Annotated in this window: 22 protein-coding genes; 10 read left to right on the top strand and 12 right to left on the bottom strand. The window is 54.4% G+C overall.

Annotation, left to right across the window (positions count from 1 at the left end):
* Positions 1-143: 143 nt before the first annotated feature.
* The gene (gene dnaN / locus H7U06_RS01165; protein WP_011979228.1) at positions 144-1,250 is read right to left on the bottom strand and encodes a DNA polymerase III subunit beta; all 1,107 of its coding nucleotides are present in this window, start codon (positions 1,248-1,250) and stop codon (positions 144-146) included.
* Positions 1,251-1,597: 347 nt separating this feature from the next.
* Complete coding sequence (dnaA, locus tag H7U06_RS01170) at positions 1,598-2,980, bottom strand: chromosomal replication initiator protein DnaA (protein WP_175624407.1); 1,383 nt, start codon at positions 2,978-2,980, stop codon at positions 1,598-1,600.
* A gap of 338 nt (positions 2,981-3,318) precedes the next feature.
* On the opposite strand from dnaA, the gene rpmH reads away from it, so the two are divergent.
* The 5 genes from rpmH (at position 3,319) to mnmE (ending at position 7,348) form a co-directional block, all read left to right on the top strand.
* Positions 3,319-3,453 (top strand): 50S ribosomal protein L34, encoded by a 135-nt coding sequence (gene rpmH, locus H7U06_RS01175; RefSeq protein WP_011872825.1) that lies wholly within the window; start codon positions 3,319-3,321, stop codon positions 3,451-3,453.
* Positions 3,454-3,462: 9 nt separating this feature from the next.
* The gene (gene rnpA / locus H7U06_RS01180; protein ID WP_012081531.1) at positions 3,463-3,873 is read left to right on the top strand and encodes a ribonuclease P protein component; all 411 of its coding nucleotides are present in this window, start codon (positions 3,463-3,465) and stop codon (positions 3,871-3,873) included.
* Positions 3,870-4,130, top strand: coding sequence for a membrane protein insertion efficiency factor YidD (gene yidD, locus H7U06_RS01185; RefSeq protein WP_175624408.1), 261 nt, complete (start codon positions 3,870-3,872; stop codon positions 4,128-4,130). The genes rnpA and yidD overlap by 4 nt, the downstream gene beginning before the upstream one ends.
* 18 nt (positions 4,131-4,148) lie before the next feature.
* Entirely contained in the window at positions 4,149-5,846 is a 1,698-nt protein-coding gene (yidC, locus tag H7U06_RS01190) for a membrane protein insertase YidC (RefSeq protein WP_175624409.1), read from the top strand.
* Positions 5,847-5,950: 104 nt separating this feature from the next.
* Positions 5,951-7,348 carry a tRNA uridine-5-carboxymethylaminomethyl(34) synthesis GTPase MnmE gene (mnmE, locus tag H7U06_RS01195; RefSeq protein WP_175624410.1) on the top strand — a complete coding sequence of 466 codons (1,398 nt, stop codon included), beginning with the start codon at positions 5,951-5,953 and terminating at the stop codon, positions 7,346-7,348.
* Between the two features lie 44 nt (positions 7,349-7,392).
* Here mnmE and H7U06_RS01200 read toward each other — a convergent pair whose 3' ends face one another.
* A complete protein-coding gene (locus H7U06_RS01200; RefSeq protein ID WP_175624411.1) occupies positions 7,393-7,845 on the bottom strand; it encodes a hypothetical protein in 453 nt (150 codons plus the stop codon).
* Positions 7,846-8,319: 474 nt separating this feature from the next.
* Here H7U06_RS01200 and H7U06_RS01205 point away from each other — a divergent pair, with 474 nt between their 5' ends.
* Together H7U06_RS01205 and lpxO are read left to right on the top strand one after the other, a co-directional pair.
* Positions 8,320-10,548 (top strand): NADP-dependent isocitrate dehydrogenase, encoded by a 2,229-nt coding sequence (locus tag H7U06_RS01205; RefSeq protein WP_175624412.1) that lies wholly within the window; start codon positions 8,320-8,322, stop codon positions 10,546-10,548.
* Positions 10,549-10,718: 170 nt separating this feature from the next.
* Positions 10,719-11,618, top strand: a complete 900-nt coding sequence (gene lpxO / locus H7U06_RS01210; RefSeq protein WP_217703437.1) for a lipid A hydroxylase LpxO — start codon at positions 10,719-10,721, stop codon at positions 11,616-11,618.
* Between the two features lie 130 nt (positions 11,619-11,748).
* Here lpxO and H7U06_RS01215 read toward each other — a convergent pair whose 3' ends face one another.
* The 4 genes from H7U06_RS01215 to H7U06_RS01230 all read right to left on the bottom strand — a co-directional run bounded on the left by H7U06_RS01215 (position 11,749) and on the right by H7U06_RS01230 (position 17,374).
* Complete coding sequence (locus H7U06_RS01215) at positions 11,749-11,976, bottom strand: Lar family restriction alleviation protein (RefSeq protein WP_175624414.1); 228 nt, start codon at positions 11,974-11,976, stop codon at positions 11,749-11,751.
* A 230-nt stretch (positions 11,977-12,206) separates the two neighbouring features.
* Positions 12,207-14,045 (bottom strand): DUF4153 domain-containing protein, encoded by a 1,839-nt coding sequence (locus H7U06_RS01220; RefSeq protein WP_175624415.1) that lies wholly within the window; start codon positions 14,043-14,045, stop codon positions 12,207-12,209.
* Positions 14,046-14,174: 129 nt separating this feature from the next.
* A complete protein-coding gene (locus H7U06_RS01225; protein WP_175624416.1) occupies positions 14,175-14,660 on the bottom strand; it encodes an asparaginase domain-containing protein in 486 nt (161 codons plus the stop codon).
* Between the two features lie 140 nt (positions 14,661-14,800).
* The gene (locus H7U06_RS01230; RefSeq protein ID WP_175625178.1) at positions 14,801-17,374 is read right to left on the bottom strand and encodes a chemotaxis protein CheW; all 2,574 of its coding nucleotides are present in this window, start codon (positions 17,372-17,374) and stop codon (positions 14,801-14,803) included.
* Between the two features lie 346 nt (positions 17,375-17,720).
* On the opposite strand from H7U06_RS01230, the gene H7U06_RS01235 reads away from it, so the two are divergent.
* The gene (locus H7U06_RS01235) at positions 17,721-18,485 is read left to right on the top strand and encodes an L-asparaginase (protein WP_175624417.1); all 765 of its coding nucleotides are present in this window, start codon (positions 17,721-17,723) and stop codon (positions 18,483-18,485) included.
* Positions 18,486-18,508: 23 nt separating this feature from the next.
* Here the strand turns inward: H7U06_RS01235 and H7U06_RS01240 are convergent, their stop codons facing one another.
* Both H7U06_RS01240 and H7U06_RS01245 read right to left on the bottom strand, forming a co-directional pair.
* Positions 18,509-19,480, bottom strand: a complete 972-nt coding sequence (locus tag H7U06_RS01240) for a D-2-hydroxyacid dehydrogenase family protein (protein ID WP_175624418.1) — start codon at positions 19,478-19,480, stop codon at positions 18,509-18,511.
* 141 nt (positions 19,481-19,621) lie between these two features.
* On the bottom strand, positions 19,622-19,855 hold the full coding sequence (locus tag H7U06_RS01245) for a DUF2061 domain-containing protein (RefSeq protein WP_175624419.1): 234 nt from the start codon (positions 19,853-19,855) through the stop codon (positions 19,622-19,624).
* Positions 19,856-20,062: 207 nt separating this feature from the next.
* Between H7U06_RS01245 and H7U06_RS01250 the strand changes: the two genes are divergently transcribed.
* Positions 20,063-20,425: a hypothetical protein gene (locus H7U06_RS01250; protein WP_217703421.1), complete on the top strand. Its 363-nt coding sequence runs from the start codon at positions 20,063-20,065 to the stop codon at positions 20,423-20,425.
* 3 nt (positions 20,426-20,428) lie between these two features.
* On the opposite strand, the gene H7U06_RS01255 is transcribed toward H7U06_RS01250, so the two are convergent.
* The 3 genes from H7U06_RS01255 to H7U06_RS01265 are packed head-to-tail and all read right to left on the bottom strand — an operon-like array spanning position 20,429 to position 23,022.
* Complete coding sequence (locus H7U06_RS01255; protein ID WP_175624420.1) at positions 20,429-21,130, bottom strand: phosphatase PAP2 family protein; 702 nt, start codon at positions 21,128-21,130, stop codon at positions 20,429-20,431.
* The gene (locus H7U06_RS01260) at positions 21,127-21,990 is read right to left on the bottom strand and encodes an acyl-CoA thioesterase II (RefSeq protein WP_175624421.1); all 864 of its coding nucleotides are present in this window, start codon (positions 21,988-21,990) and stop codon (positions 21,127-21,129) included. The genes H7U06_RS01255 and H7U06_RS01260 overlap by 4 nt, the downstream gene beginning before the upstream one ends.
* A 30-nt stretch (positions 21,991-22,020) precedes the next feature.
* Positions 22,021-23,022 carry an LLM class flavin-dependent oxidoreductase gene (locus H7U06_RS01265; protein ID WP_175624422.1) on the bottom strand — a complete coding sequence of 334 codons (1,002 nt, stop codon included), beginning with the start codon at positions 23,020-23,022 and terminating at the stop codon, positions 22,021-22,023.
* Between the two features lie 290 nt (positions 23,023-23,312).
* Here H7U06_RS01265 and H7U06_RS01270 point away from each other — a divergent pair, with 290 nt between their 5' ends.
* Positions 23,313-23,627, top strand: coding sequence for a hypothetical protein (locus H7U06_RS01270; protein ID WP_175624423.1), 315 nt, complete (start codon positions 23,313-23,315; stop codon positions 23,625-23,627).
* Positions 23,628-23,638 lie beyond the last annotated feature (11 nt).

The raw sequence follows: 23,638 nt of genomic DNA on the forward strand, positions 1-23,638 counted from the left end.
TGAGTGCTACTACGGCAAAGCCGGACCATCTTTATTTAGTGCAACAAAACAAGGATGGTGCGTGCTTTGCGATCTTTTCTACATGGGGGCAAAGTGCTGTTTTTAAAGCGTTTTATCCCCTTTTTTACCTCTGATTCCGGGCCTTAAATACGCATCGGCATGACGACGTATTTGAAGTCTGGATTGTCCGGCACGGTGATCAGTGCAGACGAGTTGGCGTCGCCGAGGGCGATGTTGATGCTGTCGCCTTTGAGGTTGTTCAATACGTCCAGCAAGTAGGTCACGTTGAAGCCGATATCGACGCTATCGCCGCCGTAATCGATTTCGATTTCTTCGACTGCTTCTTCCTGGTCGGCATTGGTCGAGCTGATTTTCATGCTGCCCGGGCTCATGATGCAACGCACGCCTTTGAACTTGTCCGAGGTCATGATCGCTGCACGTTGCAACGAACGCAGCAGCGCATCGCGGCCGATGGTGAAGTTGTTTTTGTAACCCTTAGGTACGACGCGGGTGTAATCCGGGAACTTGCCTTCTACCAGTTTGGAGATCAGTTCGATGTCGCCAAAGGTCAGCTTGACCTGATTGTTGGCGATTTCCAGATCGACTGGCTGATCGTTTTCTTCCAGCAGGCGTTGCAGTTCGATGATGGTTTTGCGCGGGATGATGACTTCCTGACGCGGGAATTCCTGCTCGGTTGCGACCTGGCAGAACGCCAGACGGTGACCGTCGGTAGCCACCGCAATGACGTTCTTGCCATCAACGACCAGCAACAAACCATTGAGGTAGTAACGGATGTCTTGCTGCGCCATCGAGAAGTGCACCATGTTGAACAGGTGCTTCAAGGTTTTTTGCGGCAGCGTGACTTTGGCGTTGTATTGCTCAGCCTGGGCCACGGTAGGGAATTCTTCAGCCGCCAGGGTCTGCAATGCGAAACGGGATTTGCCCGATTGCACGGTCATGCGCTTGTTAGCGAGTGTCAGCGAGACGTCACCGGAGTCCGGCAGCGCGCGCAAGATGTCGAGCAGTTTACGTGCAGCAACCGTGGTCGATGCAACGTCGTTGCCGCTACCGACTTGGGCGTGCGTAGTGATCTGCACTTCAATGTCGGTCGACAGGAAAGAGACTCTCTCGCCATCCTTGCGTATGAGGATATTGGCCAGAATCGGCAATGTGTGCCGACGCTCGACAATACCACTCACAATCTGCAGCGGACGTAACAGCGCGTCTCGTTGGGTTTTGACCAATTGCATAGTTAGATCCTTATCGATAGTTAAACGAATACGGTATTCAGTGAAACCCATGCCTGATGCACTTCATCGGCACTCTATATATAGAGACTGATTTCGCGCACGTCGACCGGCATTCTTTTTGGCCTTCATTCCATTTCCACCTGGATATATACAGAGGGAAAGGAACGCGGCATTTTTAACCGGAGGCATACTCTACAACACCCCGTATTTTGACAGAAACACCCGTCTAAAAGCCGGTTTGCCGCGATTTTGTCCTTCTTCTTACTTATGCACCGGATATCCACCACTTATCCCACGGATATCCACAAAGTTATCCACAGGCCGATAGGCAGCAGCGATTTCGGTGCTTAACCCTTTAAGGTTTGCTCGAGCACGTGCAACTCATGGTTGCATTCCGGGCTCTTGCCGCGATCCGCGGCGATCTTGCGAACTGCGTGCAAGACTGTCGTGTGGTCGCGTCCGCCAAACAGCTCACCAATTTCGGGCAAGCTCTTTTGCGTTAATTCTTTAGCAAGGTACATCGCAATCTGGCGTGGTCGGGCAATATTCGCAGGGCGTTTTTTGGAGTACATATCCGCCACTTTGATATTAAAAAAGTCAGCCACGGTCTTTTGAATGTTCTCTACCGAGATCTGACGATTTTGCACCGATAACAAGTCTTTTAATGCATCCTTGACAACTTCAATCGTGATGTCTTTGCCATGGAAACGAGAGTAAGCAAGAATCTTGCGCAGCGCACCTTCCAGTTCACGGACGTTGGAACGTAAATGTTTGGCAACAAAAAATGCCACGTCATCGGAGAAGGTCACGCCTTCCTGCACCGCTTTTTTGAGCAAAATGGCAACCCGCATTTCCAGTTCCGGCGGTTCGACGGCGACCGTCAAACCCGAATCGAAACGTGAAATCAGGCGATCATCCATACCCGTAATTTCTTTTGGATAGGTATCGCTGGTGATGATGATTTGCTTCTTCGCAGCGATCAGCGCTTCGAACGCATAGAAGAATTCTTCCTGCGTGCGGCTCTTGCCGCCAAAGAACTGGATGTCGTCGATCAGCAACAGATCGAGCGAGTGATAGTAGCGCTTGAAGTCGTCAAAACCCTTACGTTGGTAAGCGGTCACTACGTCGCGAACGTACTGTTCTGCGTGGATGTAGCGAATTTTGACGTCTGGATTGTCAGCCAGCACCTGGTTGCCGATGGCGTGGATCAAGTGGGTTTTACCGAGGCCGACACCGCCATATAAGAACAGCGGGTTGTACGAACTACCCGGATTATTGGCGACCTGAATCGCTGCCGCGCGTGCCAGCTGGTTGGCTTTACCGGTGACGAAACTGTCAAATGTCAGTGCTGTATTAATACGGCTTTGATCACGACGTGGGGTCGCTTCGCTGGCGTTCGATGGAATCGGTTCGAGCACGCTGGCCGGCACATCGTCGGATTGCGATGGCGCAATACTGGCGGAGGTGGTTGGCTTTTTGGCTGCGCTCAGGCGTGGGTCCAGGACAAACTGTACGTCCACCGGCATTTCCCAGAATTGGGTCGCCAGGGTGGTGATGCGGCTCGCAAACTGGGTTTTTACCCAGTCCAGCTTGAAACGATTCGGCGCGGCGATACGCAAGGTGCCGTCCTCGTAATCAAGCGGAGCGAGTGGTTTAATCCACGCACTATATTGTTGAGGCGTCAATTCCTGCTCCAACTGGGCGGAACAGGTCTGCCAGAAATTTTCCATGAATCTTCTACGTGAATTTGTTCGGGGGTGTTGCTGCGGCGCCCAGGGGTGGTCTATTTATATGCCGGGCGGCGTGCCACATGTAGTCCTATTCTACCCTTGACCGGCAAAGTTATCCACAGGCCAGGCGCTTATTTCAATGTGTACTTTCCTACTAAAAGTATGCTAAGTGATTGACAGGGAAGCGGAAAATGCTGTCTAATTCAGGGTTCACTACCCAGGATGTTGGTAAGTTGTGTTGTCGCCAGTCAGGCATCAGCATGCACCAGCTGCCCAGAAATTTGGCGATGGGCGCGTGATGTTCCGATTTATATTATTTGCTGATTAGCGAGACCAACATGAAACGTACTTACCAACCTTCCGTCGTACGCCGCAAGCGCACCCATGGCTTTCGCGTCCGTATGGCAACCCGCGGTGGCCGCGCTGTGCTCAATGCACGTCGCGCCAAAGGCCGTAAGCGCCTCGCTGCTTAAGCGAATGGCGTGACCGGCGATCGTTCGCTCGACTTTGCACGCGATCGGCGGATCGTTAAAACGGATGAATTTTCATCCGTTTTTCGTTTGCGACCCGTGCAACGTACCGCACACTTCGTGCTGTATACACGTCAGACCGATCTGCCACACGCCCGTCTGGGTGTGGTAGCCGCCAAGCGCTTCGCGCCACGTGCCGTGACTCGTAATACGATCAAGCGCGTGACGCGGGAGTTGTTCCGACAAACGGCATTGCCGTCCATCGATTGCATCGTCCGTCTGTCACAACCTGTTAATTCGAAAAAAGGGCCAGCCACTACAGCCAGCCTGAAAGCCGCATTACGGGAAGAATTGACGCGACTGTTTGCTTCTCTAAGTCTGCATCAAGGTGTTTCGCAGCGTTTGCCGGAGGCGAACAAATGAAAACGATCTTGCAGTTACTGGTACGTGCTTATCAATTGGGCATCAGCCCGTTTCTCGGACAAAATTGTCGCTTTTATCCAAGCTGCTCCAGCTATGCTATCGAGGCTCTTGAAGAGCACGGTGCACTGAAGGGCAGCTTTTTGGCGGCCAGACGCTTGTGCAAATGCCATCCGTGGCATGCCGGAGGCCTTGATCCGGTACCCAAAAAATCATCGTCCAAAACTTCTACAACCGCTTGCGGTTGCGGCCATTCCTGATTACTGATTAAGACACTTATGGATATCAAACGTACCGTCCTGTGGGTTGTGTTCTCGTTTTCACTGCTAATGCTGTGGGACAACTACAACCGCTATACCGGCAAACCATCGATCTTCTTCGACAATCCGACCACGCAAGCAGCCAAACCTGCTGCCACCGACGACGGTAAAACGGCCCCAGCCCCAACCGCAGACGTTCCGACTTCCAGCAGTGCACAGCAGGCAAATGCCAGCGGCGTACCAACTGACGCTGCCACAGCAGCAACAAAAAGCGAAGTGGTTACCATCACCACTGACCTGATCAAGGTTGACATCGATACCGTCGGCGGCGAAATCCGTCACCTGGAATTGCTGACCCACCACGAAAGCTCGGATTCGACCAAAGACGTGGTCTTGTTTGATTCGACTCCGCCACGTACTTACCTCGGCCAGACCGGCCTGATCGGCGGCGCGTATCCTAACCATAAATCAGTCTTCACCGTACGTCCGGGTCCACGCACACTGGAAAGCGGTGATCAGGTTCAACTGGTACTGGAAGCCGAACAAAGCGGCGTGAAACTGGTCAAGACCTACACTTTCAAGCGCGGCGAATACAAGATCGACATCAAGCATGACGTCGTCAACAAAACCGCTGCGCCTATTAACCCATCGCTCTACCTGCAACTGGTACGCGACGGTTCCAAGCTGAACAATGAATCGATGTTCTACAGCACCTTCACTGGTCCTGCGGTCTACTCGAATACCGACAAGTTCCAGAAAGTCAGCTTCGAATCGATCGAAAAAGGCAAGATTGAGCACGTCCTGAAAGCCGACAGCGGCTGGATCGCGATGGTGCAGCATTACTTCGTTTCGGCGTTCGTACCACCGGCCGATGCGCCACGTGAATACTTCACCAAGAAACTGGCAACCAATCTGTACGCAGTCGGCGCGATCATGCCTATGGGCGCTGTCGCTCCTGGCGCAACCGGATCGATGGACGCTACGCTGTACTCCGGCCCACAAGAATCGAAACGTCTGGAAGCCGTGGCTCCTGGCTTTGAACTGGTCAAGGACTATGGCTGGCTGACCGTCATCGCACGTCCGATTTTCTGGCTGATGATCCAGATCCACCAATTGCTCGGCAACTGGGGCTGGACCATTATCGTGTTGACCATCGTCATCAAACTGGCGTTCTTCCCATTGTCGGCAGCCAGCTATCGCAGTATGGCGAAGATGAAACTGGTCACGCCAAAAATGACCGAAATCCGTACCAAGTACAAAAATGAGCCGCAAAAAATGAACGCGGCCATGATGGAGCTGTACAAGAAAGAGAAGATCAATCCGCTGGGTGGCTGTATGCCTATCCTGATCCAGATCCCGGTCTTCATTTCGCTGTACTGGGTACTGCTGGCCAGCGTCGAAATGCGCAATGCACCATGGCTGTGGATTACCGATCTGGCGTCGCCTGACGTGCTGTTCGGCTCCTACATGATCGGTTCGTTCCACCTGACCATTGGTATCCTGCCTATCCTGATGGCGGTTTCGATGTTCATCCAGACCAAGCTGAACCCGACACCACCGGATCCTATCCAGGCTAAAGTGATGATGTTCATGCCGATCGCATTCTCGCTGATGTTCTTCTTCTTCCCGGCCGGTCTGGTGCTGTACTGGGTAGTCAACAACATCCTGTCGATTGCGCAGCAATGGACCATCGGCAAAAAGATGGGTACCAACTAAAACTGCATGCCGGTAATCGCTGATTACCGTATATAAAAAAAGCCCGTGTTGTTTGCGGGCTTTTTTGTTGCCTAAAATATCTGAACTCACTATAGAATTGCTGCATGAACTTTGACTCTTCCCCCATCGCAGCAATCGCCACCGCACCAGGCCGTGGCGGCATCGGCGTCGTACGCGTCTCCGGTAAAAATATCTCTTCCATCGTCGAGGCAGTGTGCGCCACCAAAGGTGCCGAACTCCAGCCGCGGCATGCCACTTTCACCAACTTCGTCAACGCTGATGGCAGCGTGATCGACCAGGGCCTGGCGCTGTACTTCAAGGCACCACATTCCTATACCGGCGAAGACGTGCTGGAACTGCAGGGCCACGGTGGCCCGGTGGTTTTGCAAATGTTGCTGACTCGCTGCCTGGAAGCAGGTGCGGACATCGGTTTGCGCATGGCGCAACCAGGTGAATTCACACACCGCGCCTTCCTCAACGACAAACTGGACCTGGCGCAAGCCGAAGGTGTCATCGACCTGATCGAAGCATCGACCGAAGCCGCCGCCAAATCCGCCTCGCAATCCTTGTCCGGCGCATTCTCCAAGACCATCCAGGAACTGGTCGACAAGATTACCAACCTGCGCATGCTGGTCGAAGCTACGCTGGATTTCCCGGAAGAAGAAATCGACTTCCTGGAAAAATCCGACGCGCGCGGTCAGCTCACCGGCATACGTGAAGCGCTGCAAGCGGTTTTCGCCCAGGCTTCGCAGGGTGCCTTGCTGCGTGACGGTCTCAACATCGTGCTGGCCGGACAACCGAACGTCGGCAAATCTTCGTTGCTCAATGCGCTAGCTGGCAGCGATGTCGCCATCGTCACCGCCATCGCCGGTACCACCCGCGACAAAGTCATCGAAACCATCCAGATCGAAGGCATACCGGTCAATGTGATCGATACCGCCGGTATCCGTGACGCCAGCGATGCGACTGATGAAGTGGAGCGCATCGGTATCGAACGCACCTGGGCCGCAGTAAAAACCGCCGACGTCATCATCCACATGCTGGACGCCAGCCGCGGCCCGACCCGTGCGGATGAACAAATCGTCGAACGCTTCCCGGAAAACATCCCGGTCATGCGCATCTGGAACAAGATCGACTTGTCGGGTCACCGCCCGGCGATCGACCGCATGCCGGACTCGACCCACATCTATGTCTCGGCAACGGATTTGCAGGGTATGGATTTATTGCGTGGTGAATTGTTGCGCCTGATCGGCTGGCAGCAAACCGGTGAATCGCTATACCTCGCACGCGAACGTCACTTGATCGCGTTGAAAGCAGCGCATGATCATCTGGAAATGGCAGCACAGCATGCGGCGCACGATAGCGAAGCAACTGATCCGGCACTCGATTTATTCGCTGAAGAATTGCGTCTGGCGCAGGAACGTCTGTCCAGCATTACCGGTGAATTCACTTCGGATGATTTGCTCGGTGTGATTTTCAGTCGCTTCTGTATCGGCAAGTAACTATCTCGGCCAGGGTTTCGTCTGCTTGCGGAACCCCAGTCGCATCACTCCTGCAGCGGATAAATATCCTTACCCCACATTTCTGCAGACCCATCTACCGGAAACAGTACTACGCCGGTCTTGCTAGGCATCAAGATGGGTGCGTGTTGCTGGCCCGCTTGTCGTACATAGCGCGCGCCTATAAAAGTCTTCACCAACACACCACTGCGATACTCTATCGCGCATGAATTGCCATCCGTATCCAGACCAAACCTGCGCGCTATTTCATCTGGCGACAAACGTTTTGCCGAAGACTCGATGATGTTCCAGCGCTCTGACTTGGCCTCGCGTTGCATCAGTACAAATCTGTTCTTTTGCCGCTTCACGCGATATTGGGTTTCTGCACCTCGCCACGGCTCATACATGCCGATCAGTTCGCTGCACGCCCATGCCGACGGCACGACCAGCATGAGTGCCGACAGCAGCGCTACCGGTTTTACCCGATGTATCCCGTTCATATGGTTACTCCCCGCCTGTGACGATGCCTATCAGCTAGCCAGTATTCATCTCCGTCTGAGTCGCGGAGAATAGGACGCTTCCCGAAAGGTCAGGCGGGGCTTTGCGAACACTGGTTCTACCCGCGTAAACCCATATAACTCTTGTGGATTTGTCACAATAAGCAGTCTGGTATGCGCTTGCGACCACAGTTGGGTACAATTTGGGGTTCCAGTCACACTGAAACCGAATTGGCGACCACAGATCTGCCATCAAGAGACCCGTGTGATACTCAGCCGTCCCTGCAGCGGCTAATAGAACTCATTTCACAAATATCCGTGAGATGCGTTCTAAGTACAATATGCACGTGTAACCGTCGTGGATGGCGACCCGGGCATACAGCAGATGTTCCACACTAACGTGTCATCGCATCGATCACGGCAAGAGCCGCTCCTTGCTTTGATATTTCTTTACCTCCGCACTATAGGAAATGACCCATGTCAGCACGCTCAAAGATTATCTACACCCTCACTGACGAAGCACCTGCGCTGGCAACGTACTCATTACTTCCTATCGTCGAAACCTTTACCCGTTCTTCCGGTATCGCCGTGGAAACCCGCGACATCTCGCTGGCTGGCCGTATCCTCGCCGCCTTCCCCGACTACCTGGACGACAAACAAAAAATCGCACCGGCACTGGCCGAACTCGGCGAACTGGCGACCAAGCAGGAAGCCAATATCATCAAGCTGCCCAACATCAGCGCCTCGATCCCGCAGTTGAAAGCCGCCATCAAGGAACTGCAAGATCAGGGCTACAAGCTGCCGTCCTATCCGGATGAAGCGAAGACCCCGGAAGAAAAAGATGCCAAGGCACGCTACGACAAGATCAAGGGCAGTGCGGTCAATCCGGTACTGCGCGAGGGCAACTCTGATCGCCGCGCACCTTTGTCGGTTAAAAATTACGCACGCAAACATCCACACAAAATGGGTGCGTGGTCCAAGGATTCGAAAGCCCATGTAGCCCACATGAGCAACGGCGACTTCTACGGCAGTGAAAAATCTGCACTGATCGCGCAAGCGGGCAATGTGAAGATCGAATTGTTTGCAGCGGATGGCAGCAAAACCGTACTGAAAGAAAAGACCGTCGTTAAAGCAGGCGAGATCATCGACGCAGCGGTCATGAGCCGCAATGCCCTGCGCAGCTTCATCGAAGCGCAGGTGGTCGACGCCAAGGCACAAGGCGTACTGTTTTCCATCCATTTGAAAGCAACGATGATGAAGGTGTCCGACCCTATCATCTTCGGCCACGCGGTTTCGGTGTTCTACAAGGATGCGCTGAGCAAACACGCAGACAGCCTGAAGCAAGTCGGCTTCGATCCGAATAACGGCATCGGCGATCTGTACACCCGCATTAAAACCCTGCCAGCCGATACCCAGGCTGCCATCATCGCCGACGTGGAAGCCGCCTATACCCTGCGCGCTCCCCTGGCGATGGTGAACTCAGACAAAGGCATTACCAATCTGCACGTACCTAGCGATGTCATCGTTGATGCATCGATGCCAGCCATGATTCGTGACTCCGGCAAGATGTGGAATGCCGCCGGCGACTTGCAGGATGCGAAAGCAGTGATTCCTGATCGCTGCTACGCCGGCATCTATCAAGTCGTGATCGACGACTGCAAACAAAATGGCCCGTTCGATCCGGTCACCATGGGCAGTGTGCCTAACGTCGGCCTGATGGCGCAAGCTGCTGAAGAATACGGTTCACACGACAAAACCTTCCAGCTCGCAGCGGACGGTGTCGTGCGTGTGACAGATGAAAACGGCCAGGTCTTGCTGGAGCAAAAAGTTGAAGCAGGTGACTTGTTCCGTATGTGCCAGACCAAGGATGCGTCTATCCAGGATTGGGTCAAGCTGGCCGTCAACCGTGCCCGCGCTACCGGCACGCCAGCTGTGTTCTGGCTGGATGCACAACGTGCACACGATGCGCAAATCATTGCCAAGGTAAATCACTACCTGAAAGACCACGACACCAAAGGCCTGGACCTGCGCATCCTGTCGCCAGTCGAAGCGATCAAGTTCTCGGTCGAACGCATCCGCGCGGGCAAGGACACCATTTCGGTGACCGGTAACGTCTTGCGCGATTACCTAACCGACTTGTTCCCTATCATGGAGCTGGGTACCAGCGCCAAGATGTTGTCCATCGTGCCTTTGATGGCAGGTGGCGGTTTGTTCGAAACCGGTGCCGGTGGTTCGGCGCCGAAACACGTGCAGCAATTCGTTGAAGAAGACTTCCTGCGCTGGGATTCGCTCGGCGAATTCATGGCCCTGGCCGCTTCGCTGGAACACCTCGGCAATGCTTACGGCAATGCCAAGGCGCTGGTACTGGCAAAAACGCTGGATCAGGCGACCGGCAAATTCCTCGATACCGACAAATCGCCAGCACGTAAGGTCGGCGGCCTCGATAACCGCGGCAGCCATTTCTATCTGGCACTGTACTGGGCGCAAGCACTGGCCGAACAAACCGAAGATCCAGCCTTGCAAGCGCAGTTCAAAGGTCTGGCGCAAGCACTGCAAGATAACGAAACCACCATCGTGGCCGAGTTGAAGGCAGCCCAAGGCAAGCCGGTCGATATCGGTGGCTATTACCATCCTGACACCAGCAAAGCCAGCAAGGCCATGCGCCCAAGCACCACGCTGAACCAGGTATTGCAAGCCGTAGCTTAAATCCCGCATCAGCAGCCACACTGCGGATCGCCCCGGCCTGATGGTCGGCGCGGTCCGTTTTTTCCGGGCAAGATTGTTAAGATAATGTTCAGATTGCAACACTCTCTGCACAGCCTGCTGCAGTTGGGTACAATTTGCCTTTCGCCCTGTCTGTACTATTTCTACCAATGATTAAATGGACTCTAATCACGCTCTTCCTGGCCAGCGTTTGCTATACGCACTATCGCGGCAAGGTACGGCATAAATGGCTGCGCCAGTCGACCGACCATTCGACTTTCATGGCGCCTATCAACGCGTTCATGACGCTGTTCTCCAGCCTGCCGGACAAGCCTTACCATGATGTAAACAGCTATCCGGAACTGAAGAAGCTGGCTGACCAGTGGGAAGTCATCCGCGATGAAGCGGTCGCGCTGCAAAGCGAAGGCGGCATCAAGGCTTCGGCCAAGATGGATGACGCCGGCTTCAATTCCTTCTTCCGTCGTGGCTGGACCCGCTTCTACCTGAAATGGTACGGTGACAGCCACCCATCGGCGATCGCACGTTGCCCGCGCACAGTCGAAATCCTGGATTCCATCCCTTGCATCAAGGCGGCCATGTTTGCGCAATTGCCTCCGGGCGCTGATCTCGGCAAGCACCGTGATCCGTATGCCGGTTCGCTGCGCTACCACCTCGGTCTGGTTACACCTAACGATGATCGCTGCTTCATCAATGTGGATGGCGTCGATTACAGCTGGCGCGACGGCGAAGCGGTGATCTTTGATGAAACCTATATCCACTGGGCAGCCAACAATAGCGACAAAAACCGCATCATTCTGTTCTGCGATCTGGAACGCAAGATGAAATGGGGTTGGGCGCAAGCAGTGAACCACTGGTTCAGCAACACCGTGATGTCGGCCACGGCAGCGCCTAACGATATGGAAGATCGCACCGGCGGCGTGAATCGCGCATTCAAGAATATCTATGCGATCCGTGCCAACGGCAAGAAACTGAAGGCTTACAACAAGCCGCTTTACTATTTGGTGAAGTGGTCCATCCTGCTCGGCATCGTGGCTGCGATCATCCTGATCTGATGCTAACGGACTGAAACAAGAAAGCTCGCTACGGCGGGCTTTTTTATTGTCTATCGCATGTGCTAAAGCGAACGCCCAAATAAAAATGGCCTGGTTGCCCAAGCCATTAATCGTGGTTACAGGTGTTTATCTAATGGTGTACGGCGGGAATATCCAGCCGCTTGTTCCAGGCAGTTACTGCGTTTTCGCTATTCTTGGCTTCAGTGTTGCCGCTGAAATGCGCAGTGTTGTGGTTGAGGGTGCAACTTTCACTCGTGCAATGCACGTAGCTGTAAGGCAATTCGGATTCAAGGTAATGGGCTTCTTTCAGTTCTGCCTTGCTGCCGCAAAACGGACAGGATTTCAGTGCTTTATCCATTTTTTTCCTCCAAGTGATTGCGTTATATCTCTCAGTTTGGTCCCATCGTTTGATAACTTGGATACTCAAGAGTTCAGCCGAATTCCCCTTAATAAAAATGAGTTGTTGTTGACGCCTGATGAAGGGCTGCAGTGACGCAGCCACTCGATTTAAATTCTAGTACAAATTTAAAAGTAAAGTTTGAAGTAAAACTGATAACCCTATTACTTGTATCTATATTGCCGCAGGACTCAGTTTGTTCCGCTCAGCGCGTTGCATTTCAACTGGTCGCTCGGCCACGGCTGTACGTGCAGGCGTTGACCCGCCACCTCCAGATCTTGGAACAGCGGCGTAGTACTGCGGAAGCGACCAGCGGCCAGCGCTTCTGCCACTTCCTTGCAACCAGCGTTACCCGTCATCGTCCCGGCTGGTTTCCACGATCCATCGGTTTGCTGCGCAAACACGACTAACTGGCCGTAATCCTGCACATTTTTCAACAGGATCTCGGTTTTGCCGTCGCCGTTCAAATCCAGTATGTAGGCATTGCATTTGCTGTCCTGCAACTTGAGACAGTCAGGCAGCAGATAACTACGCCCGCCATCGCCCCAGTCCTGTTTCAGGAACGCTTCCGGCAAAGTCTGACCTTCCGGCCAGACCGTAATGTTGGCGCCACGCGACTGGCTGTTCGCATCCGGATTCTGGCGGCTCCAGCGATTTTTCTTTTCCAGCGCGGCAGTCGCACGTTTGCTGATCACCGCCGCGTCCGGACCTTCAGCTTTCTCCTTGAACGCTTTCAAGGCTTTATCGCCGTAGCGCGCACCTTGAAAGCGCAGGTATTCAAAATCAAACTTATCCGCGCTGACCTGGCCGGACTGCAAGCGTGCCAATTGATTAGCGACGGAGATCCGCGCCGGATCTGCCACCGGAGTAAACAGTGCCAGCAGTGTCGCCAGGATCAGGAAGGAGGTCAGGACATTGACCGCCGCTATGCGCGCCAGCCAGACTCCGCGTTCCAGTGCCGCCCACAGATAACCGCTGGCGTAGCAAGTGGCCACCAACAGACAGGCGGCGGCAATCACACGATCATGGCTCCAGCCATATTGCTGCACACGCAAAGTCAGCGAATAGATGGCGATCAGCGTCATCGGCAACAACAGTACACAGGCCAGCCGGGCGCTGATACGTAGTACGCGCGCGACTTCCTTACCGACTTCGCCGCCCTGGAATGCCGCATTGATCAATATCACCAGGGTCGCGCTGGCACCGAGCAAGACCGATGTCGCATGCCGCGTGGCCCATAGCGGTTCCAGTCCGGTGAACGGCAAGGTCAGCAAAAAGCCGCCCACGATCAGGGCCGTAATCGGCAACAGCCAGGACATCAGTACCAGCAACAGGCTGCGTATGCCTCGCACGATGCCGGGTCGCACATCGGTAATGTGCAAAGCAGTGGAGAAGGCAAAGGTGATCACCGGGATGACAAACCAGGATTGCTCCATCAACTTTCGCAAGAAGTTGACCTTGACCAGCATAAACAGCGTGGCGCCCAGCCACAGGATCAGCCACAGCACGGCGACAAAGAGTATGGAGAACTTGATCTGGATGATCAGCTTCCACGCCGTTTCAAAGTAAGTCGGGTAACGCGCGATGCGTTTGTCATCGGCCGCAGCGGCGAGTACCAAGGCATGCGCTATATAAAAACCGCCGGTAACGAATAACAGCACCAGCGTGGAAGGCGTGCGTCGGACGCCGTTCACGCCGAACAAATCATTGCTGTCGACATAGCCTATGCGCCAGATATCGTAGACACCCATCACCACACATATCACGGCGGCGACTATCATCCAGATCCACATCCGACGCGCGTTCAGATGTCCGAGCGCAGAGATGAAGAGGATGGGCACGAAGACAAAAATCATCGTCAACGGCGAAAACAGATAGCCGTTGGTGGCAGGCCACGCTTTCTCTTTTAGACTGAGATAGAGCGCATACAGGATCACACCCTGCAGCAAACCCATCAACAGGCGCAGGCGTGCCACGCGGCTGGTGACGATGGCTTTGGGTATCGATAGTTCTTCATCTGCCGTATGCATGCTTGCTCTCACTGTTGTTATTCATGACGGGACGCCCGGGATGTGGGCACCACTCTACACAGGAATTGCCAGCCTGACCACGCATGAGCCTGGGGCTCAGATAAAACTGAAGAGAAGGAGGAACTTGACTCAGGCTTTTTCAAACACACCGGCACTGCGGTTCTTGCGCACATTATTCCAGGTGAAGATTTGCGCATTCATCGCGATGTAGACGCCATGCGGCAGTGCCTGGGCGATGCCGCAGGCAAAACCAAAGTTGAACAGCGCATCTGAATTCTTGATTTCATACGGAATCATCGCACCGGTCAGAACGATAGTCTTCGGCAGTTGTGCCGCGCCGAGTACTTCCGCGGTTTCGCGCATGGTATCGGTACCGTGCACCACGACTATGCTGGTTTCATCTGCGCGCAGGCAGCAGGCCGCAATGCGCTGGCGATCCGCATCATGCATATCGAGGGAATCAAGGAAGGGGAGTTGTTCCAGCTGCAGCGGTACGGTGATGCGTGCGCGCTTGATGACCTGCGGCAGGTGACCATGACTGAAATTTAACTGGCCAGTAATTTCATCGTAATGCTTATCGAAAGTACCGCCGGTAGCAATGATGCGCAGTGTCATTTAAGGTCACACAACTGAGATAGTCCAAAAGCGGATATCACATCATAAGCGAGCCGGATGATTGTGAAAAGAGGCGCGCATTTATTAGCCGATAAATTTACAAATGGTTGGGCCGATATCCAGGCCCAACCATCATGTGCTTATGCAGCAATTTTCATGGTCTCGCTTACAGCTGTATGCGGAATCGGGATTTCCTCATCATTCAGCAGTGCAAACAAATGATCGACGTTGATAGCCTGGATCAGCAAACGGCCAGCGTTCGCCTGGATCACTTCGGTCACCAGCATGCCGTCGGTCGGGCTGGCCAATGGCGTCGGCGTGATTTGTGACTCCTGGAATTCGGGCACGCCGTGCAATTCGCTGACCAGCAAGCCTATGCTTTGCGAACCACGCTTGACGATAATGACCTGACTGCTGCTATCGATCTCGGAGCGGTAACCGCGCATCAGATGGCCAAGGTCAAAGACCCAGACGAAACGCTTGGCTTCTTGGTCATGTTGCAGTGCGAGTATGCCTATGCGTTCTGCACGACCACCCATGGAGACAGGTGACACCGCAGATGCTGGCAAGGCTTCCTCGGCGTGTTCTGCTGCAATCGCAAACAAGGAACCATCAATGAAGAAGGTCGCGAACTCACGACCCGGTACCGCATTGATATCGACTTCCAGCGTGGTGTCGACATTGTTGCCGTTGTTGATTTTTTGCCGTTCCTCACCGAAGGATTTATAAACTACGGCCAGCACATCTTCGCGATAACCGTCCGTCGTTTTGAATTCGCGATAGCCGTGCGATACAGTGCAACCAAGAATCGCATAGTGACCGTCATGGATAACAATGCGCGATGTGCTGCTGCCGTTTTCCATCGTCAACAGTTCCGGTGCGATATCCAGCACGTCACCGACCGGACGTGTGGGATCAGTGCTGGAGATAATGCGGCCGCTACGGTTGATGAAGAGGGCGCTGACATCTTCCTTGTCACCCAGCGCACCTTGCAGCATCGCAGCAAACTCCGGCTCGGAATCAAACACGATCCCGATGCCTCCGACCATTTGCGCCGTGTGCTCCGGATGACGGATCGCGGCGTGGTACACATAGGTCGGCCGCTCACCGTACAAGGCCGTGCTTGCAAACGGCGTCACGTAGTATTGCTGATCGTTGCGTAGCATGGTCACATGTTCCAGCGTCGAGCTGTCTATGCTGGTACCGACCACATCCAGTCCGTCCGCTTTGAAATCTGTACTGGCGATGATCACACCTTCGCTGTCGTAGATAAAGATGCGCGTATAAACGGTGTAGAGCGAGTTGATGTAATCGAGGATTTCGGTCAGGCGCGCCACACTCTCTGCCGATTTATGTGGCTCGGCCAGCGCTACTTGCAGCTCCGGCGTCAGCGCCCACCAGCGGCAGTCATCCGAGCGCTCGTATAGATTGCGATCCAGCAGATCCACCATCAGGTGCGACACGAATTCCGAATCGCTCAGGCTGGACGACAGCACCGTTTCATACAAATCACGTATCGATTGCGAGAACAGCTCATTGCTGCGCGCACCGGTTTCGCTGATTTGCTCCAGTATGGTTTTCAGTTTCAGCAGTTCACCGTTTTGTCCGGCCGTCATGACCTGGCCATTCCACACCACGCGTCGTATCGTCTCGGCTGCACTCATGATTTCAAACAAAGGCGGGCAGAACGATTGCGCGTGCGACAGCAAACCATCGGCGACGTCGACATCCAGCGATTTCAAAGCCGTGGTTGCCAGTCCGGTAAAGCCGAGCTCGACCGGAATCATGACTTGCCCTTGCCAGCCCGGTGGCCCCATATAACCTTGGTAACCGTCAGCCGAGAAAGTACGCGCCAGGTATTCGCGGCCGCCATAAACCACTAGCCGCGGATCGGCATCGCGATTGACCGGTACCGTCGCACCTACCGGTATCCACAATGGATCGGCACTGGCGATAACGCGATTGCTGCCATCCAGCAGCAACATATTCGAACGTTGCGCCGGATCGCGATGCGAACGGAAAATACCCGCCATTTCTTCTTCGAAGTGAAAGCACAGACACAGGATGCCGACCACCTCACCGGTTTCCGGATGATGCATGCGACGCGAGTAAACCAGAGCTTCGTGTTTGCCGGGACGCAAATCGGTGGCGCGAAAGGTTTCAACATAGTTATCGGATGCCAGTGTTTCCCTCAGCAGCGGATCGGTGGTGCCTTCCAGCGGTGTAGCTTCATCGATTTGCACCAGCACATTCCCGGCCACATCGATCAGCATGATTTCATCGTAGACGGTGTACTTGCTGCGATAGGCACGCAGGCGCGCACGTATCATGTCGCGGTCTTCGTGCAGGCCCGCGACGAAGCTACACAATTCGCGGTCGGTAGCGAGGAAGCCGACGTCAGCGGTGCGCTCATACAGATTGCGCACCACGATATCGATGACGTATTGCGCCTTGGTGCCTATCTCTTCCAGCACATTGGCGACTTTCTCGCGTACCAGGCTGCTGACCAACTCTTGCTCGAGGCGATTGAAACCGGCGCGCGTCGCGGCCATGGTCGGCAGGATGGCCTTGGCTTCGACCGGACAATTCATCTTGGCCGACGCTTCTATCATGCGCCACATCAGGTTCAGTTCCCGCAAGGACTGTTCACATCGGCTGACATCCCGCATATACGGCAAGAAGGTATCGATTTGTAGCGCGGCTTGCGGGTTCATCATGGGCTCCTGGGCTGTAATTATTCTGACGCTGACCCGCATTCATTACTGCGAGACCCGGCACAGGGATTTCCTGCGCCTTTAGATGCTTCAAAGCAATTTACAGACCACCCAAACCCGCTGAATCAGCCCACACACGCACAGCGGAACGGCGTTTTTAGCGCAGGTATTCATGTGTGAACCCGACACGGTATACTTACTCTTTTTTGCGCGCACCGAAATAGTGCAAGCGACTGTACAAGCAAGCATTAAAAATGTGCCGCTGCCATATGCACGACAGAAATTCCCGCTACACTAGCGCGGGATCAAAACCCTGATTAAAAGTATTTACGAACTCGCTTTACCCATGAAACCTATCGCTCCCGGCACTGTGATTTTCCATCGCCATCGTGGCTATGGCGTGATCACGGCCGTCAACCTGATGACAGGCTGGATCTCGGCTCGTTTCGGCAACGAGATGCGCACGCTCGACCTGAATTTGTCGACCGATGAGGTGCAGCATGCTGATGGGGAAGCGATCCTGTTCCGTCGTGCGCCACCTGATCCTATGCCGCATGCACGGCTGATGGCGATGGTGCGCGAGCTGCACAAAGCGGGTTACCAACGCCTGTATCTGTATAGCTGGCCCAAGCCTTCCGGCTTGCACTGGCGCTGGCATTTGTTCACCGGCCCACGTAGCTGGATGGAGCGTCCATGGCGCGAAGGCTGGTATGGCTCAGGTGCCGAGTACAACTGCAATCCGGTAATGGGTTGGGGCGATGCGCCGGGTGAAACCGCAGAAGAATTGGCCAGCACCCTGGCGCAGTTCGATCCGACCGGCCTGGCACAAGCACTGGGACGTGATGAAGACCATACCAGATGGTTCGATATGGTGTGTGATGCGCTACTGCCTGACTACACGTTCTCGCTGGGTTGGGATAAACAGGATGGCCGTATTCCCGATGCCTTGCCGGTGATACCGGTGCGTCGCGGTGTGCCGGAATATACAGGCCCCGCCTTGCCGTGGCCACCAGGCTGGGCCAAGTTGCTGGGTAGCGCACACCTGGCCAGTACGACTGCGACCGTGTTGCCGAAACCAGCCAGCAGCGATAAATCCGATACCGTCAAATAAACTGCGACTTTACATCCGCAGCATCACTGCAAAACATTCTTGGGCGTGCCATTGGCGTAGTCGACGATGTTTTGAAACGCGCTGCCAAAGTAGAGTTCGTAACTATCCTTCTCTACATAGCCGAGATGCGGCGAGGCCAGCACATTCTCCATGCGTAGCAGAGGCGACGTCGGCGGCAGTGGCTCACTCTCAAATACATCCAGCGCAGCAAAACCGGGACGACCTTGTTCCAGTGCTGCCAGCAATGCATCCGTTGCCACCAGCTCGGCACGACTGGTATTCACAAACAAAGCTTGCGGTTTCATTTGCGCCAGATCGTCGGCAGTAACGATGCCGCGCGTCGCATCATTCAGGCGCAAGTGCAGGGTCAATACATCCGCCTCACTAAAGAATGCCTGTCGCGAACTCGCTGCACGATAGCCGTCACGTACTGCGGCCTCACAACTGGCGGGACGTCCCCACACCATCACATCCATGCCGAAAGCTTTACCGTAAGCGGCAATCATCTGGCCGATGCGGCCATAGCCCCAGATCCCCAGCGTGCGTCCTTTCAATGCCGTACCCAGCGTATTGCGCGCAGGCGACATCGATGCGATCTGCCACAAACCATCTTTCAGATTATTTACATACTGCGGCAGTTTGCGCATCGCTGCCATGATCAGGGTCCAGGTCAGCTCCGCTGGCGCAGTCGGATCGCCAACGCCTTCCACGATGGTGATACCGCGCGCCGCTGCTGTCGCCAAATCGATATGGCCGCTGACCTTGCCGGTTTGCGCAATCAGTTTCAGATTGGGTAATTTTTCCAGCAACTGCCGCGACAAGACCGTACGCTCACGTATCAGAACCAGTGCGTCGAAGCTTGCCAGGCGGATTGCCAGCTGACCGACACCACGTGCACCGTTGGTAAATATTTTGACTTCATGCCCATCCAGCAGCGAGTAACAGTCCAGGTGGCGCACGCTATCCTGATAGTCGTCGAGTATCGCAATTTTCATCTACACATTCCTGTCGAGGTCAGCTGATTGAGCTGCTTATTATCCGACAGCTGGGGCAGATGCGGATGCTCTCGCCAAGTTGTCTGGACAATAAAAAAGCCGCTGATCATCAGCGGCTCAGTTCAACCATGCCAGCGGACGTTAAACAGTCTGCATATGCGACGCATCCGATGGCGCGGCCTTGCGTGCTTCGACCCTGGCGCGTATACGTTCCCACATCTTGTCGTGCAAGGGCAACAGCATCACGTTACAGATAGGCTCGACCACTGCGGCCACACCGCCCAGCGCGAGCGAACCAGTGGCGACATACATAACGGCAAATGCAACGGTCATGTGCATTGCAACCTGGCTAACGGTTTTTGCTGCGGTGACCATGATGGAATCCTTTCTTTCTTCTTAGCGGGAGCATTCATTTCTGAACCATGTAACAGATGATAACGATACGCATTTGATAGTTCAAATTGATTTAAATAAAGAATTTAATAGAAATTGGCTATAAATCCTTCAGCGCTTTACCAACGGCTTAGTCCCGCTTCGCGTAGAATCAAGGGGAGATTTACCCTTTAGCCATCCGGAACATACGTGCCACGTCGAATCACTCCTATCATTGCATCGCCTTATCGTGTGATTCGCAACTCCGTCCATACCCTGTGGGCCGTCCAAAGCCGGGAACGCGTGCGCCTGTGGGATGAGATGAACGAAATGCGTGGCTTGCTGCCTTTGCTCATGAAGCAACGCAATGGCTATCGCTGGACCGAACTGGATCGCAAACGCATCAAGGTGCACCTGCGCAAGCTGGTGGAACTGAGTCCTTACCTGGTTTTATTTGTTGCGCCGGGCGGCTTCATCGTGCTGCCGGTACTAGCCTGGTGGCTGGATAGACGTCGCCTGAAACACGACGAAGAAACCGCTGCACGCATCGCGGAAGAAGCGCAGCAACCTTAAAATTCAGGCTGCCGCGCGTGGCGGCAAGATGATGCGCATCAGCGCATCGATGACGAAGCAGGTGGCCCACACCAGCCACATACTCCACAGATTGTGCGACAGGAAATGCGCGCCGCGCGCCATTTGCACCACACTCATCAGCGCACCTATCGCCAGGCTGAATACCAGTATCAAACGCGCCAGTTTTGCTTTGCTGTCACGCAAGGCAAAATAACCCGCCATCACCGCAAAGCCACCCGAGGCATGACCGCCCGGCCAGCACAAACCCGGACCGGACATGGCGCCGATAGGACCAAATAAAGGAAACCACTGCGCCGAGCCGCCAAAGGTATTGATATCCCACGGGCAGGAATGCACGCTCGCACCTTTCAGGGTTTGCACCAGATAGGCTGCACACGCTGCCATCACGACAAACACAAACAATGCACGCCGCCACGGCTTCAGGCTCTCCACCCAATTGCTGGCGACCATCGCGACTCCGGCAATAACAAGTATCCAGACCGTAAACAATTTCAATACGGTGTGCCCCCAGAAATCCAGTGCGTCAGAAACCCTTAAAGGAAAGCTATGGGTAGAGGGATCGAAGAACAGGTGCGCCAACCGGAAGTCCAGCGCGCCATCACGCGCTATCCATGTGAATAACAAGACGCACAACAGCAAGCCGATCACATTGATCGTGGCAAAACGGGCATAGGAAGAATTCATTTTTTATCGTCGCGCAAACGGATCAGGCCCTCTTGCGCCACGGTCGCCAGCAATACGCCATATTGATTGTAAACATGTAGGAAACACAGGCCGCGACCACCGGATGCATTCGGGCTTTCCATCGCAAACAGCAGCCAGTCATCCATGCGGATCGGACGATGGAACCAGATCGTATGATCAAGGCTGGCGATCTGCAAACGCGGATCACCCATCTGGATGCCATGTGGTTGCAGCGCAGTCCATAACAAGCCGAAATCGGATACATAAGCAAACAAGCTCTCATGTACCAATGGATCGTTCGGCAACTCGACAGGCGCACGCGCCCATACCTGACGCACCGCCGAAGCCCGCTCTCCGCCAAAAATATCATCGGCTACATTTGCCCGGAAATCAACCGGTGCCGGATAGAAGGCACGACCGGTGGAAATGCCGCGTTGCTGCCATAGCTTGACACTGGAAGGCAGCGTCTCTGGATCTGTCATCACCGGCGCCGCCTTCTGATGCGACAGTCCGTCCTCTTCCGACTGAAAAGAAGCCGACATCACAAAGATACGTCGGCCTTCCTGCGTCGCCACCACGCGACGTGTGCTGAAAGTACCGCCATCACGCACACGCTCGACTTCATACTCGATAGGCAACTGATGATTGCCCGGCAGGATGAACAAGGCATGCATTGAATGCGGCCGGCGTTGCGGTACCGTGCTGCAGGCTGCATACAGTGCCTGGCCCAGCGCCTGGCCGCCGAACACATTCGGGCTACCCATGAAATGGCTTTGCCCGATGTATCTGTCCGTGTCGATTTGCTGCAAGGCCAGTAACTGGACTATCTCTTCCGTGTTGTATAAGGATGTATCCAGCATGGGATGCCTTTGTTAGGGACGATTAATCGCTCAGGACTGCCAGACATCAGCCACGATGTCATACGAACGCACGCGTTTGGCATGATCGAAAATCATGCTGTTGATGATGATCTCATCCGCTTGCGTGCTTTCCAGGAAATCTTCCAGCTTTGCTTTCACCAGCGGTGCATCACCAATGATGGAGGCTCGCAGCATGGACTCCACCGAAATGCGCTCATGCGGCAGCCATGCATCGTCCATATTCTCTATAGGAGGCGGCAATTTACCCGGCGTGCCACGCACCAGACTCAAATGCATTTGCTGTTGCGAAGTCGCCAGGCGCTGTGCTTCCTCTTCCGTTTCCGCTGCGAACACATTCACGCCTACCATCGCATACGGGGCGTCCAGCGTATCGGAAGGAACAAAAGTCTGGCGATACAAATGCAATGCATTCAGCATGTAATCGGGTGAAAACTGTCCGGCAAATGCAAACGGCAAACCTAGATGTCCAGCCAGTTGTGCGCTATAGCTGCTGGAACCGAGCAACCAGATAGGGATATCGATACCTGCACCCGGCACCGCTTTCACCGCGGCGTTTTCATTGGTCGGCTTCAGGAAAGCACGCAGCTCATTCAACTGACGCGGAAATTCGCTGCCATCATCGCTGATCTCCCGACGCAAGGCACGCGCCGTCGCCTGATTCGAACCCGGTGCACGCCCCAGGCCGAGATCAATACGCCCCGGATATAAGGAAGCGAGCGTGCCGAATTGTTCTGCGATGACGAGCGGCGCGTGATTCGGCAGCATGATGCCGCCGGAGCCGACGCGTATGGTCGAGGTCCCGCCTGCGACGTAACCAATCACGACCGAAGTCGCCGCGCTCGCAATACCCGGCATGCTGTGGTGCTCGGCCAGCCAGTAACGGTTATAACCACGCTTCTCTGCATGTTGTGCGAGATCGAGCGAACGATGAAAAGCATCTGCTGGTGTACCGTCCACCAGAATAGGAGAGAGGTCCAGTACGGATAAGGGCGTATTTTTCAGGGATTTCATGAGCAACTATCTGACGGCGTAATGTATGCAATCCGTTGACACTCGGAAATACACAAAGAAGTTTAAGCAAGGAACATAAGACAGACAGCATAGCGTGAATCTGAAAATCGGGTCGGCCATCAAAATTTGGCGAGGACGATACAGTCGCAAAAGCCCTGAGCGGAGAACAGTGCGCAATTGCGTGTAATTTTTACAAACCCGGGCTTTTCTTCTTATTGTTGAAAAATAAACCTTACCTTGGCCCGATTCGCTCACTACAATGGGACGACCAACTCACTGAAGGAGGTCACATGCTTTATACCCGCTCCATACTTGTTTCTGCTTTTCTGGCGATACTGTTGATCGGTTGTAAAAAAGCAGAAACGCCACCAGTGCCGAAAATGGATAGCAGCGGCTCCGTCGCTGCTCCAGTCACTTCCATGCCGCCATCCGAAGCCAGCACACCAGCTGCAGCACCTGGCGCCGTTACCAGCGGCGGTGATACCAGCGGAACGACGCAGGCCAGTCCGAAAGAGTTGAACAAAGAGCAGGAATCTGCTGCCATGCCTTTGCCTGGGCAGGCAAATAATCACTCAACAGCACCACCGGCAGACGGCAAAAAATAAAGCACTGTTGT

The organism is Herminiimonas sp. Marseille-P9896 (assembly GCF_903993245.1).
Taxonomy (GTDB): Bacteria; Pseudomonadota; Gammaproteobacteria; order Burkholderiales; family Burkholderiaceae_D; genus Oxalicibacterium; species Oxalicibacterium contaminans.

Bases quoted from the DNA above. Each gene is read 5' to 3' on its own strand.
- dnaN (WP_011979228.1), bottom strand. From the start codon at position 1,250: ATGCAATTGGTCAAAACCCAACGAGACGCGCTGTTACGTCCGCTGCAG.
- dnaA (WP_175624407.1), bottom strand. From the start codon at position 2,980: ATGGAAAATTTCTGGCAGACCTGTTCCGCCCAGTTGGAGCAGGAATTG.
- rpmH (WP_011872825.1), top strand. From the start codon at position 3,319: ATGAAACGTACTTACCAACCTTCCGTCGTACGCCGCAAGCGCACCCAT.
- yidD (WP_175624408.1), top strand. From the start codon at position 3,870: ATGAAAACGATCTTGCAGTTACTGGTACGTGCTTATCAATTGGGCATC.
- yidC (WP_175624409.1), top strand. From the start codon at position 4,149: ATGGATATCAAACGTACCGTCCTGTGGGTTGTGTTCTCGTTTTCACTG.
- mnmE (WP_175624410.1), top strand. From the start codon at position 5,951: ATGAACTTTGACTCTTCCCCCATCGCAGCAATCGCCACCGCACCAGGC.
- H7U06_RS01200 (WP_175624411.1), bottom strand. From the start codon at position 7,845: ATGAACGGGATACATCGGGTAAAACCGGTAGCGCTGCTGTCGGCACTC.
- H7U06_RS01205 (WP_175624412.1), top strand. From the start codon at position 8,320: ATGTCAGCACGCTCAAAGATTATCTACACCCTCACTGACGAAGCACCT.
- H7U06_RS01215 (WP_175624414.1), bottom strand. From the start codon at position 11,976: ATGGATAAAGCACTGAAATCCTGTCCGTTTTGCGGCAGCAAGGCAGAA.
- H7U06_RS01220 (WP_175624415.1), bottom strand. From the start codon at position 14,045: ATGCATACGGCAGATGAAGAACTATCGATACCCAAAGCCATCGTCACC.
- H7U06_RS01225 (WP_175624416.1), bottom strand. From the start codon at position 14,660: ATGACACTGCGCATCATTGCTACCGGCGGTACTTTCGATAAGCATTAC.
- H7U06_RS01230 (WP_175625178.1), bottom strand. From the start codon at position 17,374: ATGAACCCGCAAGCCGCGCTACAAATCGATACCTTCTTGCCGTATATG.
- H7U06_RS01235 (WP_175624417.1), top strand. From the start codon at position 17,721: ATGAAACCTATCGCTCCCGGCACTGTGATTTTCCATCGCCATCGTGGC.
- H7U06_RS01240 (WP_175624418.1), bottom strand. From the start codon at position 19,480: ATGAAAATTGCGATACTCGACGACTATCAGGATAGCGTGCGCCACCTG.
- H7U06_RS01245 (WP_175624419.1), bottom strand. From the start codon at position 19,855: ATGGTCACCGCAGCAAAAACCGTTAGCCAGGTTGCAATGCACATGACC.
- H7U06_RS01255 (WP_175624420.1), bottom strand. From the start codon at position 21,130: ATGAATTCTTCCTATGCCCGTTTTGCCACGATCAATGTGATCGGCTTG.
- H7U06_RS01260 (WP_175624421.1), bottom strand. From the start codon at position 21,990: ATGCTGGATACATCCTTATACAACACGGAAGAGATAGTCCAGTTACTG.
- H7U06_RS01265 (WP_175624422.1), bottom strand. From the start codon at position 23,022: ATGAAATCCCTGAAAAATACGCCCTTATCCGTACTGGACCTCTCTCCT.
- H7U06_RS01270 (WP_175624423.1), top strand. From the start codon at position 23,313: ATGCTTTATACCCGCTCCATACTTGTTTCTGCTTTTCTGGCGATACTG.